The following is a 17,481-nucleotide window of genomic DNA, read 5'->3' on the forward strand; positions in this document are numbered from 1 at the left end:
GGCGGTCAGGACGTCATCGTCACGTCGTAGGCACGCATCCAGCGGTCGACTTCGATGAGCGGCAGCAGCAGGTGCAGGTTGTCGGCCATCGTCATCATCTCGGTGCGACCGGCGGCGAGTTCGCGCACCTTGGGCAGGTCCAGCAGGTGGGCCAGGGGTGAGGAGGCGTCGTCGAGCACCCGGTCGAGCTCGGCGCGGACGGCCTTGGCGTGGGCCGGCGAGAAGGTGGCGGGGAAGGCGCTCTTGCGGCGTTGCAGCACCTCCTGCGGGAGCAGGTCGGCGACCGCGGCGCGCAGCAGGCTCTTCTCCCGTCCGTCGGCCACCTTCATCTTCCAGGGCACGTTCCAGACGTACTCCAGGAGGGTGTGGTCGCAGAACGGCACCCGCACTTCCAGCCCGAGGGCCATGCTCATCCGGTCCTTGCGGTCGAGCAGGTACAGCAGCGGGCCTTGCAGGCTGAGGAAGAGGACCTCGCGCATCCGGGCCTGCAGGCCGGTCTCGCCGGTGAGCCGCGGGACCCTGGCGCGCAGGGTGGCGTAGCGGTCGCGTTCGTCGTCGCCGGGGCGGATCCGGGCCCGGACGTCGGGGGCGAGGCAGTCGGTCAGCCGGGGTGCGTTGCCGAGCCAGGGGAAGGTGTCGCCCCACACGGTGGCCTGGTCGAAGAACCAGGGGTAGCCGCCGAAGACCTCGTCGGCCGCCTCGCCGGAGAGCGCGACGGTGGAGCGTTCGCGGATCGCCTGGAAGAGCAGGTACATGGAGGCGTCGAACTGGCCGAGGGTGGGTGCGTCGCGGGCGGCGAGTGCGGCCGGGACGACGCCGGCCAGCGCCGCCGGGTCCAGGCTGATCGACGTGTGGTCGACGCCGATGTGCCGGGCGGCGGCCCACGCGAAGGGGGTGTCCTGCTCCGGGCGCAGCGCCGTGGCGCGGAAGTCGTCGGCGGCGTTCTCGAAGTCCACGGAGAAGGAGCGCAGCCCGGGCGAGTGGTGCCGGGCGGCCAGGGCGGTGACGGCCGAGGAGTCCAGGCCGCCGGAGAGCAGGGTGCACAGCGGGACGTCGGCCACCAGCTGGTGGGCGACGGTGTCCTCCAGGATCTCGCGGACCCGGCGCACGGTGGTGTCCTCGTCGTCGAGGTGCTCCTGGCTGACGAGCCGCCAGTAGGGTGCCTCGTGGGCTCCGGAGCGGTCGACCCGGACCATGTGTCCGGGCTGTACCTGGCGCAGGTCGGTGTAGGGGGTCTCCCAGGGCATGGCGAGCCGCGGGTTGAACAGGATGGGGAGTTTGTCCTCGCTGGTGCGTGCGGTGAACAGCGGGTTGGCGAGGACCGCCTTGGGTTCGGAGCCGAACAGGACTCCGCCCCGGTAGGCGTGGTAGTAGAGCGGTTTGACGCCCAGCCGGTCGCGGTACAGGAGCAGTTCCTCCCGGGCGGCGTCCCAGATGGCGAAGGCGAACATGCCGGAGAGCCGGTCGATGAAGCCCGTCCCCCACTCCAGGTAGGCGCGCAGGACGACCTCGGTGTCGGAGGCGGTGGTGAAGTGGTGGCCGCGGGCGAGGAGTTGGTCCCGCAGTTCGCGGAAGTTGTACAGCTCGCCGCTGTAGGTGAGCACCACCGGGGCCCGGCTGCCGCGCCGGTGGGCGGTCATGGGCTGGACGCCGCCCTCCAGGTCGACGATGGCCAGGCGCCGGTGGCCGAGGGCGGCGTGGGGGGCGATCCAGGTGCCGTCGGCGTCGGGCCCGCGCCGGTGCAGGGACGCGGTCATGGCCTCCACCGTCGGGCGTTCGGTGGTGAGGTCCCGGGTGAAGTCGATCCAGCCGGCGATGCCGCACATCGTGGCCTCCTTGGGGGCGGGGTCGGGTCGGGTGTGGGGTCAGGGGCGCGCGGGTTGCGCGGCGGGGGTCCGCGGGGTGGAACGGGGCAGGCCGTCGAGGAACTCGTCCAGGTCGACGGCGCGTTGGCCGCTCACGCCCGGGCACTGCCAGCGCAGGTCCGTCCGGGCGGGCCGGTCCGCGTCGTGGAAGTACACGGCCTCCAGGGCGCCGCCCGTGGTGTCGTACGCCAGTACGGGGTTGGCGGTGAGGAGGTCCCGGACCTCCGGGGTGTCGCGCAGGACGCGCAGCATCAGCCGCTTGTCCCGGAAGTGGTTGTCGGGCAGGGTGACTTCGGGGTGCATCTTGCGCTTGAACTGGAAGATGCCCTTGCTCAGGAAGGGCTCGCAGCCCGAGAGGTCGACCCGGGTCAGGCCGTGCTCGGCGGCCCACTGGAGGATCAACACGTACATCGCCATGTACGTGCCGGAGCGGTAGGGCTCCTCGCCGCCGGCCTCGACGCCGGCCAGCCGGACGACCAGCGTGGCGCCCTCCAGGCGGCACAGCATCCCCGCCACCCGGCGGCCCGACTCGCGCAGGAAGAACAGCACGCCGCGCCGGAAGAGGCAGACGAGGGCGCTGCGCCGTTCCTCCGAGCGGGCGGCGTCGCGGTGCCGGTTGCGCATGGTCGGCCGGTGCATGCCGTCGTAGAAGGAGTGGAAGTCGGCTTCGGAGGTGGCGACTTCGAGGGTGCGGTCGCGGGAGCGGAGCTCCCTGGCGTGCTGCTGGCGGGCCTTGCGCGAGAGCCGCTGGACGACCTCCTGCGGGTCGGGGCCCACCGGAACCGACAGGCTGATCCGGAAGGGCAGCAGCAGGCAGTGGCGCGGAGCCGTCCGCGGGGCGGCGCGGCGGAGCAGGCCGACCGCGAGGAGGTCCGCGCCGGTCGCGGCGCGGCCGTCGGCCAGTTCCGCCCAGGTGGTGCGGCGGCGGCTGTGCTGCGCGCCGGCTCCGCGGCGCTGTTCGAGGAACGGCAGTACGTGGGTGAGGCCGTGCGCGAGTCCGCCGTACGCCAGGGTCGGGCTCCCGCCGTCCGGGCCGCCGGTCGGTCGGGACACCGTGACGGACGGGCGGGCGGCCGCGGCCGTCAGCGCATGGGCGCGGACGACGAGCGGGGCGGCGCTGTTGTTCCAGGCGTACCGCCAGTTGGGTGGGACGAGCGTCGTGGTGGGCATCGTGGTCTGCTCCGGGCCGGCGGCTACGCGTGCGCGGCCGCGAGGACGGCCCGTGCGAGGTCGTCGACGGTGGCGACGCGGGTGAGGTGCTCCTCGCGCAGCGCGGGGAGCAGTGCGTCGCTGTAGTAGCCGGAGCCGTGCACCACGACGTCGGTGTCGGGTGCCAGGAGGCCGCGTTCCCGGGAGATCAGTACCCCGGTGAGTGCCTTGACCAGCGACCACTCGCGGATGAGGGACGGGTCGGCGGCGATCTCTATGCCCGCGGCGGCGGCCAGTTCCCGTACGTGGGCGAAGTGCTCCAGGCACTCCCGGCGGGAGACCACGATCCCGCCGCCGCCGTGGCGGGCGACGATCTCGTTGAGCTGGGTGCGGGTGGCCGGCTCCTTGGTGTAGAAGGTCGGGTCGATCACCTCTTCGGGGTCGTCGGTGACGGCGGGGAACTCCGCCATGGAGTCCTGGCGCCACACGCCGGCCGCCTCGTCGTACGTGTAGTCCGGGACCTTCGCGCCGAGGAGGCTGGTCACCATGTCGGCCGTGGCGAGCTGCTGGACCAGGTGGAATCCGGGGTGGCGGGCGGGCACGGCGTGCCCGGGCAGTCCCTCGGTGAGCAGCCGGTGCCCGAGGTGGTAGCCGAGCAGCCCGAAGGCGCTGGACACGGAGTGCACGTGGACGCGCGGCGCGGAGTCGGCCGTGATGGGCAGGAGTTCCGCCTCGGCGAACGCGCGGGCCGCGTCGGCGATCCGGTAGTTGTCGAGGTCCAGGGTGTACCAGACGCGGAAGCCGGTGGTGTCGAGGATCTCGGTGGCGTGCCGTCGCACCACCTCGCTGCTGAGCAGCTTGACGTCGGCCGGCTGCTCGACCCGGGCCAGGGTCACGGGGTTGGCGGTGCGCAGCGCCTGGTCCGCGGTGAGCGCGCAGTCGCGCAGCTTGGTGCGGGAGGCCTCGGGGGCGAGCATGACGATGCGCAGTTCGTCGGGGGTGGCCAGCCCGGTGGCGTGGGCGCGGGCCACGGCGTCGCGCAGGGCCGTTCCCTTGTTGCCGGAGGTCGGGGTGAACAGCAGTACGCGCTCGCCGGTGCGGCGGATGTGGTCGGCCGCGCGGGCGATCATGAGCAGGGAGGCCATGGTCTTGGTGGTCCTCGCGCCCGGGTTGCGCATCAGGTCGAGGATGTGGGTGCGCGCGTCCACCTGGGTCAGACCGATGTCGGTGACCTCGGTGAACTTCGCGAAGGACGGGTGTTTCGCGGCGAGTTCGAGGGGGATGTCGGCGGCGGTGGTCCGCTCGGCGGTCACCTTCCGCGCGGCGGTACGGATCTCCTCGAAGTACCGGTCGAGCGCGTTGTGCACGACCTGGCCGGTGACGGCCGCACGGCCCGTTTCGGACATGGCTGATCCACTCCTTTGGGGAAACTGTCGGGTAGCTGTCGGGTAGCTGTGTCGCTCGGATCGCCGGCTCGGATCGCCGGCTCCGGAGACCGGCGGCCTCAGAGGTCGGCGGCGGGCGCGGCGGTGATCTCCGCGATGAGGGCCTCCTCCACCGTGTGGGCGAGGGCGCGCACGGTGGGCGCGTCGAACAGGGCGCGGACCTCCAGGTCCACGCCGAAGGCCTGGCGGACGCGGGAGACGATCCACATGGCGCGCAGGGAGTCGCCGCCCAGGTCGAGGAAGGCGTCGTCGATGCCGATGCGTTCGCGTTCCAGGGCTTCGGCCCAGATGTCGTGGATGATCTCCTGCTGGGGGTTCTGCGGGGGGACGGATGCGGCGGCCGGGTCGAGGGGGCCGTCCGGCCGGGGCAGGGCGGCGCGGTCCAGCTTGCCGTTCTTGTTGAGCGGCAGGGCGTCGATCGGGACCAGCGCGGCGGGCACCATGTAGGAGGGGAGCCGCTGCTCGGCGTAGGCGCGCAGGGCGGCCCGGCCGGGCAGCGCACGGCCGGGTGCCGGGACCAGGTAGGCGGTCAGCTGCCAGCTGCCCTCGGCGGACTGCCGGGCGACGGTCGCCGCCTCCTGCACGTCCGGGTGGCCGGCGAGGACGGCGTCCACCTCGGCCGGCTCGACCCGGTGCCCGCGGATCTTCACCTGGCCGTCGATGCGGCCGATGAACTCCAGCTGGCCGCCGTCGGCGTCACGCCGGACCAGGTCGCCGGTGCGGTACATCCGGCTGCCCGGTGGCCCGTACGGGTCGGGGAGGAACCGCTCCGCCGTCAGGTCGGGACGCCCGAGGTACCCCCGGTTGACCCCGGTGCCGGCGATGTGGAGCTCGCCCGGTTCGCCGTCCGGTACGGGGGCGAGGTCCGCGTCCAGGACGTGGCCGCGCACGCCGGGGAGGGTCCGGCCGAGGGGTGGGCTGTCGGGCCACGCCGGCAGGCCTCCGGTCAGGGTGCAGGCGGTGGCCTGGTGCGTCTCGGAAGGGCCGTACTGGTTCTCCAGGACCGTGCCGTCCAGTGCCCCGAGGAACCGGCGGATCTCGGGTGTCAGCCGCAGGGGTTCACCGGCCGCGACGATCTCGGTCAGTACCAGCCGCCGGATGAGGTCGGGGTCCTGGAGGGCGGTGCGGGCGAGCTGCCGGAGGAACGCGGGTGAGAGGTAGACCCGTTGGACCCGCTCACGGGCCATCAGATCGAGCAGGGCCGCCGGGTCCTGCCGGTGCCGCTCCTCCACGAGGACCAGCGAGCCGCCGCTGAGCAGCGCGCCGAAGATCTCCTGGAGCGAGACGTCGAAGCCGAGCGAGGTGAACTGCAGGAAGACCTGCGGCCCGGGCAGCCGGGTGACCGCCCAGTCGGCGACGTTCGCGATCGACGCCGAGGTCAGGCCGATGCCCTTGGGGCGCCCGGTGGACCCGGACGTGAAGATGACGCAGCGCAGGCCCTGCTCGGGCAGGAGCCGGTCGGGCCGGGTCGCCGGGTACACGTCGAGTCCGGCGGCCAGGTCCTCGCACGGCAGCACGGGGAGCGGGGCGCCGTCGAACTCCCGGGCCAGTGCCCGCTCGGTGAGCAGGAGCAGCGCGCCCGAGGCGGTGAGGCTCTCCACGAGCCGCTGCGCGGGGTGGCCCGGGTCGAGCGGCTGGAAGGCGGCGCCGGTCTTCAGGGCCGCGAGCATGGCGACGAATGCCTCGGGGCGGCGGCTCATGCAGATGCCGACCACCGTCTCCGGCCCCGCGCCCCGGCTCCGCAGGAAGTGCGCGAGCCGATTGGCGCGGGTGTCCAGCTCGCCGTAGCCGACCTGCTCCCGGCCGGCCACGATCGCCGGGCTGCCGGGTGCGGTCCGGGCCCGTTCTTCGAAACGCTCGATGATGTCCAAGGCGGCTCCTTGTCGCCGATGCGGCGTCGCCGGTGCGGCGGTGCTCCCCGGGGTCCGCGATCGCGCCCCGCTGGATTGCGTCCTCCCGCACTCACGGCGGGGTCGGCGGCCTCAGGATCAGCAACCCGCGGCGCCGGAATCAACGCCAACTGAACGAAGTCAGGGGCCCTTTGCGATATTCGAGGCTGTCCGGGCACGGTGGCCGGGGTGGTGGGAGCCGGACTGAACGAAGTGTCCGCGGGCTTGCCGGGAGGCGCTTGCCCGTACGACGGAGCGCTGCTGATGATCCTTCGGAGCAGAGGTCGCCGGCCGGTCCGGCCGGGCGCCGACACCATCAACGGTCGGAGGACGACGCCGTGTTCAAGGTCGTGATCAACCACGAGGAGCAGCACTCCATCTGGCCCGCGGACCGGGAGGCCCCGGCCGGCTGGACGGAGGTCGGCGTGGCCGGCAGCAAGGACGAGTGCCTGGAGTACGTCCGCGGCGCGTGGCCGGACATCACCCCGCTGAGCGTCCGCCGGGCCCTCGCCGAGTCCTGACGCACCGGCGCACGGGGCTTCCGGCGAACGGGCTCCCGGCGCGCGGCTCCGAGCCCCGGTCCGGACCACCTGCGCACGGGGTCCTGCGCCCGGTCCGCCTACGCCCAGGCCGCCTGCGCCCGGTCCGCCTACGCCCAGGCCGCCTGCGCCCGGGCCGGGGCGCCGCTCCCCGGAGACGGGCCCCAGACGCCGTATCCAGTCCACGAAGACCGTGTCCCGGTCGTATGTTCGGAGAGGCAATGACTGTCGAGCACCCACCGCGGCTCTCCGCCGCCCAGGCCGAGCTGCTGGCCCGCCGCCTGCGCGGCACGGCCGGTGACCGCGCGAGCGACCCGGCCGCCCTCATCCGGCGGGCCCGCGACGAGCGCCCGGTCCTGTCGTTCGCGCAGCAGCGGCTCTGGTTCCTGGAGCAGATGCACCCGGGCTCGATCGCCTACGTCACCGCCGACACGGTCTACCGGATCCGGGGGCCGCTCGACGTGCCCGCCCTGCGCCGGGCCCTGCGGTCGGTGGCCGAGCGCCACGCCACGCTCCGCTCCCACTTCGCGGACGACGCCGGGCAGCCCTACGTGGTGGTCGGCCCGGCGGACCGCGTCACCCTGCGCGTCGTCGACCTGGCCGGCCGCGCCGACCCGGCGGCCGACGCAGCGGACCACGTCGCGCGGGAGCTGCGCACGCCCTTCGACCTCGCCGCCGGACCACTGCTGCGCACCACCTTGCTGCGGCTCGGCGAGGACGACCACGTCCTGGCCGCCGTCGTCCACCACATCGCCTTCGACGGCTGGTCGATCGGGGTCTTCGAACGCGACCTGGCCACCGCGTACCGGGCGGCCCGCGCGGGCGGGGAGCCGGACTGGGCCCCGCTGCCCGTCGACTACACCGACTACGCGGCCTGGCAGCACCGGACGCAGGCGGACCGCCGGACGAAGGACCGGCTGGACCGGTGGCGGCAGGCCCTCAGCGGCGCGCCCACCTCCCTGCAGCTGCCCACCGACCGTCCGCGCCCGGCGGCGCCCGGGTACCGGGGCGCCGTGGCCGCCTTCACCGTGGGCGAGGTGACGGCCGACCGGCTGCGCGCCCTGTCCCGTGAGCAGGGCGCGACGCTGTTCATGACGGCGCTGGCCGTGTACCAGGTCCTGCTGGGCCGCCACACGCACAGCAGCGACTTCCTCGTCGGCTGCCCGTCCGCGGGCCGCACCCGGCCCGAAGTCGAGGAGCTGATCGGCTTCTTCGTGAACACCGTGCCCATCCGGGCGGACCTCACCGGCGACCCGAGCGTGCGCGCCCTGGTCGACCGGGCGCGTTCGGCCACCCTGGAGGCCTTCGCCCACCAGGACGTGCCGTTCCAGCGCCTCGTCGAGGAACTCGCCCCGCCGCGGGACTTCAGCCACAACCCGCTGGTCCAGGTCTGGTTCGACCTGTCCGCCCCGGGCGCCGGCCTCCGGCTCGACGGCGTCGCGGCGGAGCCCGTACGGCCGCGCGACCCCTCGACCAACTTCGACCTCGCGCTGCACCTCACGGACCCCGGGTCGGGTCCGCTGACCGGCGAACTCGTCTACGCCACCGACCTCTTCGACGAGGCCACCGCCCGCTCGATCGCCGAGCAGTACGTCCACCTGCTCGACCAGGCCGCCCGGCATCCGGACCGCCCGGTGGCGGAGCTGCCGCCGGCCGACGCCGACCGGCTGTCCGGGCTGCTCGACGCCTGGAACGACACCGCACGCCCCCTCCCCGAGGGCACGGTCACGGACGGCTTCGAGCGCCAGGTCGGCCGGACCCCCGGTGCCACCGCCCTGATCGAGGGCGACCGCCGGCTGACGTACGGCGAGCTCAACGCCCGTGCCAACCGGCTCGCGCACGAACTGCGGGCCCGCGGCGTCGGCCCGGAGCGGACGGTCGGCCTGCTGCTGCCGCGCGGCACGGACTTCGTGGTGGCGCTGCTCGCCGTGCTCAAGGCCGGGGGCGGCTACCTGCCGCTCGACCCCGCGCACCCGGCGGACCGCATCGCCTACCAGCTGGCCGACGCCCGGGCCGGGACGGTCGTCACCGACCGCCGGCTCGCCGGCCTGCTGCCGGACGGCGCCGCCGGCGTGCTGCTGGAACCGGACGGCTTCGGGCAGCGCCCGGAAACCGACCCGGCGCGGCTCGCCACGGGCGGCAACCTCTGCTACGTGATCTACACCTCGGGCTCCACCGGACGTCCGAAGGGCGTCGCGATGGCCCACGCGCCGCTGCTCAACCTGATCCGGTGGCAGGCCGACCGGACCACCGTCGCCGGTCCCACCCTCCAGTTCTCCTCCCTGCACTTCGACGCCTCGTTCCAGGAGCTGTTCACCACCTTCCTCACCGGCGGCTCGCTGGTGCTGATCGGCGAGGACGAGCGCCGCGACCCCCGCCGGGTGCTGCACGCGATCCGCTCCCACGGCGTCCGGCGGCTGTTCTGCCCGCCGATGGTGCTGGAGCAGCTCGCCGTCCAGGACGCCGCCGAAGCGGTGGCGCCGCTGCCGCTGCGGGAGATCGTCACGGCGGGCGAACGGCTCTCCCTCGGCAAGGAGGTACGCGCCTTCCTGGCCCGGATGCCCGGGATCGTCCTGGAGAACCAGTGCGGCCCCACCGAGACGCACGCCGTCGTCGCCCACCTGATGACCGGCCCGCCCGAGGACTGGCCCGAGCGCCCCCCGATCGGCCGGCCGATCGCCAACACCCGCATCCACGTTCTGGACGACCGCATGCGGCCGGTGCCGGTGGGGATGCCCGGCGAGCTGTACGTGACCCGGCCCTGGCTCGCCCGCGGCTACGTCGGCCGGCCGGAGCTCACCGCCGAACGGTTCCTGCCCTCCCCGTACGCCGGCGAGCCCGGGCAGCTGATGTACCGCACCGGCGACCTGGTCCGCTGGCTCCCCGACGGCACCGTGGAATTCCTCGGCCGGGCGGACGACCAGGTGAAGATCCGCGGATACCGGGTCGAGCCCGCCGAGGTGGAGGCCCGTCTGCGGGAGCTTCCGCAGGTCGCCGAGGCCGCGGTGCTGCCCGTCGAGGTCGCTCCCGGAGACCGCCGGCTGGTGGCCTACCTCACCGCGGACGGCGGCTCCCGGCTCGTGCCGGCCCGGCTGCGGGCCCTGCTGGCGCAGTCCCTCCCGGACTACCTGGTCCCCTCCCACTTCGTCACCGTGCCCCGCCTCCCGCTCACCGCCACCGGCAAGCTGGACCGCGAGGTGCTGCTGCGCACGGAGCTGCCCGCCCCGGGGCAGGGCGCCGAGGGCGTCTCCCGGGCGCCGCGCGGCCCGCGGGAGGAGATCCTCGCGGGACTGTTCGCCGAGGTCCTGGCACTGCCGCGGGTCGGCGCCGAGGACGACTTCTTCGCGCTCGGCGGGCACTCGCTGCTGGCGACTCGTCTGATCGCCCGGATCCGTTCCGCCTTCGGGGTCGAGCTCGCGATCCGCGACCTGTTCCGGGCGCCGAGCGTCGCCGGGCTGGTAGACCTGCTGGACGCCTCGCGGCCTTCCCGGCCGGCCCTCCGCGCGGCCGAACGGCCCGTCGTGCTGCCGCTGTCCGCGGCTCAGCGGCGGATCTGGTTCCTCAGCCGGACCGGCCAGAGCGCGGACTACAACTCGCCGTTCGCGCTGCGGCTGCGCGGCCGGCTCGACGCCGACGCGCTCGCCGCCGCCCTCGCCGACGTCGTCGACCGGCACGAGGCGCTGCGGACCGTCTTCCCCGACGACGCCGCCGATCCGCACCAGCAGATCCTGCCGCCCGGCTCCGTACCTGCGCTGCTGGCGCGCGCCGAGTGCCCGCCCGACGGGCTCGCCCCGGTCCTCGCCGCCTTCGCCGCGCGGGAGTTCGACCTGGCCGTGGAGCCCCCGCTGCGTGCGGCGCTGTACCGGACCGGCCCCGGGGAACACGTCCTGGCCCTGGTGGTGCACCACATCGCCACCGACGGCTGGTCCCTGGGCGTGCTCCTGCGCGACCTCTCCGCCGCCTACACCGCACGGGGCGTCGGCGAAGCCCCGGAACTGCCGGAACTGCCGGTGCAGTACGCGGACTTCGCGCTGTGGCAGCTCGGCCTGCTGGCCGAGGAGCACGATCCGGACTCCGCGGCCGCCCGGCAGCTGTCGTTCTGGCGGGAGCGGTTGGCCGGCCTGCCGGTCGAGCTGGAGCTGCCCTACGACCGTCCCCGGCCCGACACGGCGGACAACTCCGGCGCCACCGTGCCGCTGACGTTGGACGGCGAGCTGCACGCCCGGCTGCTGCGGCTGGCCGGAGCCCACGGCTGCACGCTGCTGATGGTCCTCCAGGCCGCCCTCGCCGCGCTGCTGTCGCGGCTCGGGGCCGGCACCGACATCCCGATCGGGGTACCCGCGGCGGGCCGCGGCGACGAGGCCCTGGACGACCTGGTCGGTGTTTTCGTCAACACCCTCGTGCTGCGCACCGACGTCTCCGGCGACCCCACCTTCGCCGAGCTGCTGGCCCGGGTGCGGGACGAGGACCTGGCCGCGTACGAGCACGCCGACCTGCCGTTCGAGCGGGTGGTCGAGGCGGTCAACCCGGACCGCTCACTGGCCCGCCACCCGCTGTTCCAGGTGGTCCTCCAACTGGACGAGAGCGTGACCGACGGCCTGGCGCTCGCCGGTCTGGAAGCCGCCGAGGAGCCGGTGCCCTTCGAGGTGTCCAAGTTCGACCTGCGGGTCGCCCTGGCCGCCCGGACCGACGGCGGCGGGGCGCCGGCGGGGCTGCACGGTGTCCTGGAGTACGCGCGCGCCCTGTTCGACGCGGACACCGCCGAGGCCCTGGCGGGCCGGCTGCACCGGCTGCTGGAGCGGCTGGCGGCCGACCCGGACCGGCGGATCGGCTCGGTCGACCTGCTCACGGACGAAGAGCGCCACCGCATGCTCGTCGACTGGAACGACACCGCCGCGGACGTGTCCGAGGAGAACGTGCCCGAGCTGTTCGAGCGGTTCGCGCGGCAGACCCCGGACGCCGTCGCCGTGCGCGCCGGCGCCGCCGTCCTCGACTACGCCGCGCTCAACGCACGGGCCAACCGTTTCGCCCGCCACCTGGCGGGCCTGGGCATCGGACCCGAGTCTCTCGTCGCGGTGGCGCTGCCGCGCACCCCGGAGCTGGTGGCGGTGCTGCTGGGCGTGCTCAAGGCGGGGGCGGGCTACCTGCCGCTCGACCCGGAGCAGCCGCCCGAGCGGCTGGCCCGCATCGTCACGTCGGCGGCTCCCGCGCTGGCCGTCACCACCACCGCGCTCACGGACCGGCTGCCCGCGCTGCCGCGGCTGCTCCTGGACGAGCCGGACACGGCGGCCGCCGTGGACCGGCAGCCGGCCGGCGACCTGGCACCGGGCGAACGCACCGCTGAGCCGACCCCGGCGACCACCGCCTACGTCATCTACACCTCCGGGTCGACCGGCGAACCCAAGGGCGTGGTGATCGAGCACCGGTCGCTCAACCTGTACCTGGCGTGGGCCCGGCAGGCCTACCCGGCGATGGCGGGGCGGGCGCTGGTGCACTCCCCGGTCGCCTTCGACCTCACCGTCACCGGCCTGTGGGGGCCCCTGACCTGCGGCGGCTCCCTCCACCTCGTGACACTCGACGACAGCGAACCGGCGGCGGTGGAACCGCCGACCTTCGTGAAGGCGACCCCCTCGCACCTCGGGCTGTTCCGGATCCTGCCGCAGGCGTACGCACCCACCGGGCAGCTCGTCCTCGGCGGCGAGCTGCTGCTGGGCGCGGCACTGGACGAGTGGCGCGCCGAGCACCCCGGGGTGACCGTGGTCAACGAGTACGGACCGACCGAGACCACGGTGGGCTGCGCCGAGTACCGCATCGAGCCGGGCGACCCCGTACCGGCCGGCGGCGTCACGATCGGCCACCCGATCTGGAACACCCGGTGGTACGTGCTGGACGAGGCGCTGTCCCCCGTGCCGGCGGGCGTGGTCGGCGAACTCCACATCGGCGGCGGGCTGCTGGCCCGCGGCTACCTGAACCAGCCCGATCTGACGGCGGACCGCTTCCTCCCCGACCCGTACGGCGAGCCGGGCGCCCGGATGTACCGGAGCGGCGACCTGGTGCGGTGGCGCCGCGACGGCCGGGCGGAGTTCGTCGGACGGGTCGACGACCAGGTGAAGGTGCGGGGCTTCCGGGTGGAGCTGGGCGAGGTCGAGGCGGTGCTCTCGACGCTGCCGGACGTGACGGCCGCGGCCGTGACCGTCCTCGGCGGGGACCGGCTGGTGGCCCATGTGGTGCCGGCCGCGCCGGAGGGCCTCGACGCGGAAGCCGTGCGTGCGGCCGTCGCCCGGCTGCTGCCCCCGTACATGGTGCCGTCGGTGTACGTACCGATCGACCGGCTGCCGCTGACGAAGAACGGGAAGCTGGACCGCGGACGGCTGCCCGCCCCGGCGCCGCTCCCGGCGGGTGCCGGCCGGGCCCCCGGCTCCGAGCTGGAGAAGGCGCTCTGCGACCTGTTCGGCGAGGTGCTCGGACTGCCGCGGGTGGGTGTGGACGACGGCTTCTTCGCGCGGGGCGGGCACTCCCTGCTGGCCGCCCGGCTGGTCGCCCTGATCCGCTCCTCGCTGGGCCTGCGGGTGGGCGTCCAGGACCTGTTCGCCGCGCCGTCGGTGGCGGCGCTGGCGGCCCGCCAAGAGGCGGGCGTCCACCAGGACTCCCTGGCACCCCTGCTGACGCTGCGCGCCGGCCGCCCCGAGCAGGCGTCCCCCCTGTTCTGCGTCCATCCGGGCGCCGGCATCGGCTGGGTGTACGCGGCGCTGCTCGACCGACTCGGCCCGGACCAGCCCGTGCACGCGCTGCAGGCGCCCACGCTGCGGCCCGGGGAGGCGTCGCCCGCGAGCGTCGCCGAACTGGCCGCCGGCTACGTACGGCTGGTCCGGGAGGTCCGGCCGGCCGGTCCGTACCGGCTGCTCGGCTGGTCGTTCGGCGCCGTCGTCGCACACGCCATGGCGGTCGAACTCCAGGCGCAGGGCGAGGAGGTCGAGCTGCTCGCGCTCCTCGACGGCTACCCGCCCGAGCCGGAACCCGCGGCGTCCGGGCCGGCCGCCGAGCGCGATCCGCTGGCCGAACTCCTGCATTCGCTCGGGCAGTCGACGCCCGAGGGCCCCGGCGAACGGCTGAGCCTGGCCGACTTCGTCCGGCTGACCGGCCGGGGGGACGGCCCGCTCGCCGGTCTGGACGAGGAGACCATCTCCGCCATGGCCCGGACGTTCGTCCACCACGCGGCTCTCGGACGCGCCCATCGGCCCGGGGTGCTGCGCGGCGGCGCCCTGTTCTTCCAGGCGGCCGACGACCCCGACGCGGGGGACCCGCAGGCCTGGCGCGGCTTCGTGTCCGGGGACCTGGAGGTCCACCCGGTCGGCTGTGTGCACGGCGCGATGATGCACCGGCGCGCCGCGGAGCGGATCGGTGCGGTGATCGCGGACAGACTGCGCCCGCCACGGGCCTGAGGGCCGCTCGTTTCCCGGACTATCGCTCCGGACTATTGCGGAGGAGAGGAAGCATGTCCAACACAGCACAGGCCACGCTCGCCGAGGCCGTCCACACCATTCCCGCGGCTGCGGCCGCGGAGATGGCCGCCGCCGGCCGGCGGCTCGCATCGGCGGCCGGCCTGGTCGACGACTCCGGCTGGGTCGCGGCCGCCCGGGCCGCCTGGGCGGAACTGCCGTCCGTGTACCGCCGCGAGATCAGCGCCTTCCGCCGGAACTCGGGGCCCGCCGGCGCCCTCGTGCTGCGCGGGCTCCCGGTGGACGAGCGGGACCTGCCGGTCACCCCGACGGTGGGCGGCTCGGTGCAGCGCACGGCCACCGTCCCGGCCGCGTTCCTCGTCATGACGGCGTGCGGGCTCGGTGATCCGGCCGCCTTCCTGCCCGAGAAGTCCGGGGCCCTGGTCCAGGACGTCGTGCCGGTGCCCGGCCAGGAGTACTTCCAGGGCAACGCGGGCTCGGTGGACCTGATGATGCACAACGAGAACGCCTTCCACGAGCACCGCCCCGACTACGTGCTGCTGTTCTGCCTGCGGCCCGATCACGAGGAGGTCGCCGGTCTGTCCACCGCATCGATCCGGGAGGCGCTGCCGAGACTCTCGGACCGGGCCCGCGAGGCCTTGTGGCAGCCCGACTTCAGCACCCAGCCGCCGCCGTCCTTCGGCTCGCCCGACGGCGGACCGGTCCGGCACTCCGTACTGTCCGGAACGCCCGAAGACCCGGACGTCCAGGTCGATTTCGCCGCCACGAGCGCACTGACCCCGGTCGGCGGGGAGGCATTGGCCGAGCTGTCGGACGCGCTGGTCGCCGTGGCCCGGACGGTGCGGCTGCGCGCCGGGGACCTCGCGATCGTCGACAACCGGGTCTGCCTGCACGGCCGTACGGCGTTCCGGCCGCGCTACGACGGCCGGGACCGCTGGGTCCAGCGCACCTTCGCGCTGGCCGACCTGCGGCGCTCCCGGTCCCACCGCGCAGACGACGGCTACGTGATCGTCCGCTGAGGCCCTCCTGTGGAGAGAGAAACCATGGATTTCCCCGCGTCACCACCCACTGCGCCCGGCGCACCGGAACTCACCGGGCTGCTGGCGAGGCTCCGTACGGAGGCCCACGACGACACGACCGGCCGCCCCAGCGACAGCGCGCTCGACGCGCTGCGCGCCAGCGGTGTGCTGCGCCTGCCCGTTCCCGTCGAGTACGCGGGGTTCGGGGCGGGCTGGCACGACGCCAACCGCGTGATCACCACCCTGGCCCGGACCGACGCGTCGGTGGGGATCATCGTCTTCCTGCACTACGCGGCGGTCAGCCGGATCATCGCCTACGGCTCGCAGGAGCAGCGCAAGCAGGTGCTGACCGCGGTGTCCGACCACGGCCTGATCCTCGCCTCCTCCTGGAGCGAGCCGGGCTCCGACGCCGCGAAGCAGAACATCGCGACCACCGCGCAACGGCAGGCGGACGGCGGCTGGGTGCTCAACGGCGCGAAGACCTTCACCACCGGCGCGGGGGTGGCCGATCTCTATCTGGTCCTCGCCCGCACCGGCGCGCAGGACTCGGGCTCCGGCAGCTACGGACGGACCGACCAGGGCATCTTCCTGGTGGACAGCACCCGGCCCGGCTTCACGACCGACGGGGTGCTCGACCTGTCGGGCATGCGCCGTTCGGCGACGGGCCTGATCCGGCTGGAGGGGTACGCGGCCGAAGACGGGGACGTGCTGATCCGCTCCGGGGACACGCCCGCGGTCATCGGCCACCCGCACACCGTGGGGCTCACCCTCGGGGCCGTCGCGCTGGGCGTCGCCGAGGAGGCCCACGACATCGCGGTCGAGGTCGGGCGGCGGCGCTCCCTCCTGGACAGCCCGCTCTACCGGCACCACGTGTTCGAGCTGGGCTCGCGCCTCGCGGCCGTCCGCGGCGTGGTGGAGGCGGCCACCGCACCCCCCGGGGACCGCAGCGGCCCCGCGCTGACGGCGAAGGTGTTCGCCTCGGAGACGGCCGAGGCGATCTGCCGCGGCGCCCAGGAGCTGGCGGGGAGCGCCGCGTTCTCGCGCGGTCACGCCCTCAACCGCCTGGCGCAGGACGCCCGGGCCGTCACCCTGATGGGCCCGCCCAACTACCTGTGCCGCGAACTGGTCACCGCCCGGCTGGGGGCACGGTGACCGCGCCGCGGCCCGACGGGGTGCGGATCGGAGCCGTCGTACTGCCCGAGCACCCCTGGCCGCAGGCCCGGGAGATCTGGCGGGAGCTGGAGCAGGTGGGCCTGCACCACGCCTGGTCCTTCGATCACCACTCCTGGCGCACGCTGCACGACAGCCCCTGGTACGACTCCCTGAGCGTGCTCTCCGCGGCGGCCGCCGTGACCGAGCGGATCGGGCTGGGGACGATGGTGTCCACCCCGAACTTCCGGCACCCGGCCGTGGTCGCCAAACAGGTGATGACCCTCGACCAGGTGTCGAACGGGCGCTTCGTGTTCGGGATCGGCGCGGGTGCGCCGGGCGGTGACGCCGGGTTGCTCGGCGGCCGGGACCTGACACCGGGTGAGCGGGCGGACCGCTTCGCCGAGTTCGTCGGCCTCTCGGACGAGCTGCTGCGCAACCGGACCACGACCTACCGCGGCGCGTACTTCAGCGCCGTGGCGGCCCGGATGGTGCCGGGGTGCGTCCAGCTGCCGCGGGTGCCGTTCGCCATCGCGGCCGCGGGACCGCGCGGCATGCGGCTCGCGGCCCGGCACGGGCAGTGGTGGGTCACCATCGGCGACGCGGGCCGGCCCGGGGAGCGGCCGGAAGAGGAGGCCTGGGACGTGCTGGCCCGGCAGGTGGCACGGCTCGAGGAAGTCTGCGAGGAGACCGGGCGGGACTTCTCGGAGATCGGGCGCCTGGTCAATGTCAGCCGGATTGTGGATTTCCCGTACTCATCTCCGGAGCGTTTCGTGGATATCGTGGGGAGGTGCCAGGATCTCGGATTCACCGATGTCGTGGTGAACCATCCCCGGCCCAATGGAGTGTTCAGCGGAAATCGGCCGGATTTCCTCCGTGCGACGTCCGCCGCCCTGAGCGCCTTCTCCCGCTGAGGGCCTTTGCACCACGAACGCCTTCGCACCACCGGGGGCGGCCGCAACGCGG

9 protein-coding genes are annotated in these 17,481 nt (G+C 74.3%); 5 read left to right on the top strand and 4 right to left on the bottom strand.

Features of this window, described 5'->3' with window-relative positions; genetic code table 11:
* Positions 1-5 precede the first annotated feature (5 nt).
* From asnB to OG764_RS06000, 4 genes are all read right to left on the bottom strand, one after another.
* Complete coding sequence (asnB, locus tag OG764_RS05985; RefSeq protein ID WP_328967338.1) at positions 6-1,826, bottom strand: asparagine synthase (glutamine-hydrolyzing); 1,821 nt, start codon at positions 1,824-1,826, stop codon at positions 6-8.
* Between the two features lie 39 nt (positions 1,827-1,865).
* Positions 1,866-3,035 (bottom strand): GNAT family N-acetyltransferase, encoded by a 1,170-nt coding sequence (locus tag OG764_RS05990; protein ID WP_328967339.1) that lies wholly within the window; start codon positions 3,033-3,035, stop codon positions 1,866-1,868.
* Between the two features lie 23 nt (positions 3,036-3,058).
* Positions 3,059-4,420 carry a DUF6002 family protein gene (locus OG764_RS05995; protein ID WP_328967340.1) on the bottom strand — a complete coding sequence of 454 codons (1,362 nt, stop codon included), beginning with the start codon at positions 4,418-4,420 and terminating at the stop codon, positions 3,059-3,061.
* Positions 4,421-4,518: 98 nt separating this feature from the next.
* Positions 4,519-6,330 (bottom strand): non-ribosomal peptide synthetase, encoded by a 1,812-nt coding sequence (locus tag OG764_RS06000; RefSeq protein WP_328967341.1) that lies wholly within the window; start codon positions 6,328-6,330, stop codon positions 4,519-4,521.
* Between the two features lie 32 nt (positions 6,331-6,362).
* Between OG764_RS06000 and OG764_RS06005 the strand changes: the two genes are divergently transcribed.
* From OG764_RS06005 to OG764_RS06025, 5 genes are all read left to right on the top strand, one after another.
* A complete protein-coding gene (locus tag OG764_RS06005) occupies positions 6,363-6,869 on the top strand; it encodes an MbtH family protein (RefSeq protein ID WP_328967342.1) in 507 nt (168 codons plus the stop codon).
* A gap of 239 nt (positions 6,870-7,108) precedes the next feature.
* Positions 7,109-14,329, top strand: coding sequence for a non-ribosomal peptide synthetase (locus OG764_RS06010; RefSeq protein ID WP_328967343.1), 7,221 nt, complete (start codon positions 7,109-7,111; stop codon positions 14,327-14,329).
* 53 nt (positions 14,330-14,382) lie between these two features.
* Positions 14,383-15,366: a TauD/TfdA family dioxygenase gene (locus OG764_RS06015; RefSeq protein ID WP_443055858.1), complete on the top strand. Its 984-nt coding sequence runs from the start codon at positions 14,383-14,385 to the stop codon at positions 15,364-15,366.
* A gap of 24 nt (positions 15,367-15,390) precedes the next feature.
* Positions 15,391-16,518 (top strand): acyl-CoA dehydrogenase family protein, encoded by a 1,128-nt coding sequence (locus tag OG764_RS06020; protein ID WP_328967344.1) that lies wholly within the window; start codon positions 15,391-15,393, stop codon positions 16,516-16,518.
* Positions 16,515-17,429, top strand: coding sequence for an LLM class flavin-dependent oxidoreductase (locus OG764_RS06025; RefSeq protein WP_328967345.1), 915 nt, complete (start codon positions 16,515-16,517; stop codon positions 17,427-17,429). The genes OG764_RS06020 and OG764_RS06025 overlap by 4 nt, the downstream gene beginning before the upstream one ends.
* Positions 17,430-17,481: the final 52 nt, after the last annotated feature.

Source organism: Streptomyces sp. NBC_00239 (assembly GCF_036194065.1).
Taxonomy (GTDB): domain Bacteria; phylum Actinomycetota; class Actinomycetes; order Streptomycetales; family Streptomycetaceae; genus Streptomyces.

Bases quoted from the DNA above. Each gene is read 5' to 3' on its own strand.
- asnB (WP_328967338.1), bottom strand. From the start codon at position 1,826: ATGTGCGGCATCGCCGGCTGGATCGACTTCACCCGGGACCTCACCACC.
- OG764_RS05990 (WP_328967339.1), bottom strand. From the start codon at position 3,035: ATGCCCACCACGACGCTCGTCCCACCCAACTGGCGGTACGCCTGGAAC.
- OG764_RS05995 (WP_328967340.1), bottom strand. From the start codon at position 4,420: ATGTCCGAAACGGGCCGTGCGGCCGTCACCGGCCAGGTCGTGCACAAC.
- OG764_RS06010 (WP_328967343.1), top strand. From the start codon at position 7,109: ATGACTGTCGAGCACCCACCGCGGCTCTCCGCCGCCCAGGCCGAGCTG.
- OG764_RS06015 (WP_443055858.1), top strand. From the start codon at position 14,383: ATGTCCAACACAGCACAGGCCACGCTCGCCGAGGCCGTCCACACCATT.
- OG764_RS06020 (WP_328967344.1), top strand. From the start codon at position 15,391: ATGGATTTCCCCGCGTCACCACCCACTGCGCCCGGCGCACCGGAACTC.